This window comes from Streptomyces sp. NPDC057486 (assembly GCF_042802415.1).
Classification (GTDB): domain Bacteria; phylum Actinomycetota; class Actinomycetes; order Streptomycetales; family Streptomycetaceae; genus Streptomyces; species Streptomyces yanii.
The window spans coordinates 1-1,018 of the sequence record NZ_JBHVEE010000338.1; the positions used below are offsets into that span (position 1 = coordinate 1).

1 protein-coding gene is annotated in these 1,018 nt (G+C 65.3%); it reads left to right on the forward strand.

The annotated features are described in order from the left end of the window. Window positions 1-438 precede the first annotated feature (438 nt). Complete coding sequence (locus ACFU6I_RS48750) at window positions 439-753, forward strand: DUF6416 domain-containing protein (protein ID WP_384381073.1); 315 nt, start codon at window positions 439-441, stop codon at window positions 751-753. The last annotated feature ends 265 nt before the right edge of the window (window positions 754-1,018 follow it).

Sequence of the window (1,018 nt, forward strand, 5' to 3'; positions counted from 1 at the left end):
GAAGGTGCGGAGCGACACAGCGGGACATCAGGGCCACTTGTCCTCGGCTGACTCGACACCACCGAGATGTTCAAGAGGCCCTGCTGCTATGCACGACCGAGCCTTGATCGCCCGAACGAGTCCCGCTTGGACGACAGTTCGAGCAAGCCCCCTGCCTTCCGGTTTGGGAATCGCTTCTTAGAAGGCGCTCTGTGGCTGCGCCGCGTCCTCCTCTTGACCTGTGGCTCTTTCTCAGCTGAGCGGCTTGCCGGTAGAACTTCGACACGGATTCGACACGCAGTGTCCTGGTACCTCTGTACGGTGCCAACGACACACGCGCTAGGGACGAACTGTTGGGGGCGGGGCATGACGGCGTATCTGACTGAGGCTGATCCACGATGGGCTAAGCACTCTGGCGAAGCGGGGCACTACGGAGCCTCGGAATGGGGTCCGGAGGACTTGGAGCGCGCCGCGATGTTCTTGGCCGAACTCGCGCCGCAGGCCCGATGGGTGTTCCAGTACCTGCTGCGCAACCCTGGCCGGAGGATCCACTGCACGGAGCTGGTGGATAAGGCCCTGGGTGGGCCGAACGAGAGTGATCCGGCGCGGCGCGTGGCAGGGGTGCTGTCCGGGATGAGCAAGGGACACAGCAACAGTGAGCGGCGGCTTCCGTTCTACTGGTGGGAGGCTCCCGAGGGGAGCGCGGGCGCAACGTACGCAGTCCGCCCCTCGGTGGCAGCGGTGTTCCTGGCCGCTCAGCTCGGCGCTGCGTGATCTGCACAGCCGCAACTGATCACGGGCGGCCGTGACCTGCGGCCACGTACTGGATCAACGCTCTGACCTGCTGCCGAGCTGTCAGCACCTTGTCGACGTTGGTCACCATTGAGCGCCCTTCCACGGCCCGAGGACGGCCCGGAAGGGCGCTCGTTCGTGAGCACCGAATTAGAGCCTCCGGCAGTAGGGATCACTTGAGACGTCGGGTGGTCGGGCGGCCGTCCCAGCGGTATTGCGGTGTCGCCCGCCGGATGAGCATGCGGAG